The organism is Dyella sedimenti, from assembly GCF_022760995.1.
Lineage (GTDB): Bacteria > Pseudomonadota > Gammaproteobacteria > Xanthomonadales > Rhodanobacteraceae > Dyella > Dyella sedimenti.
Genome location: NZ_JAKWJO010000022.1, coordinates 1 through 539 on the forward strand (window position 1 = coordinate 1; position 539 = coordinate 539).

A 539-nucleotide genomic window follows, 5' to 3' on the forward strand; every position below is an offset into this window, starting at 1 on the left:
TCCATCGCGCTCGCCGCCTGCTCGCAGCAGTCGAACGAGCAGGCCCCGCCGCAGCCCGCCCCGGCCAGCACCGCGCCGGCCAAGGCCGCCAGCACCGCTCCCGCCGCCGCCGAGGTCAGCGCCGTGAACCCGTTCCTCGAACCCAGCACGCTGCCGTTCCAGGCGCCGCCGTTCGACAAGATCAAGGACGGCGACTACCAGCCGGCCTTCGAGGAAGGCATGAAGCAGCACTTGGCGGAGATCGAGAAGATCGCCGACAACCCGGAGCCGCCGACCTTCGAGAACACCTTCATCCCGATGGAGCAGTCCGGCCAGCTGCTGGGCCGCGTGATGCATGCGTTCGACGCCGTCAGCGGCGCCAACACCAACGACACGCTGCAGAAGGTGCAGGAAGAAGAGGCGCCGAAGTTCGCCGAGCACCAGGACGCCATCGTGCTGAACGACAAGCTGTTCAAGCGCATCGAGGCGGTCTACGAGCAGCGCGATTCGCTCAAGCTCGATCCGGAATCCAAGCGCCTGGTCGAAGTGACCTACCAGAA

1 pseudogene is annotated in these 539 nt (G+C 66.8%); it reads left to right on the plus strand.

Annotation, left to right across the window (positions count from 1 at the left end):
• Window positions 1-539: pseudogene (locus MJ605_RS19230) on the plus strand (dipeptidyl carboxypeptidase II); the annotation flags it as partial.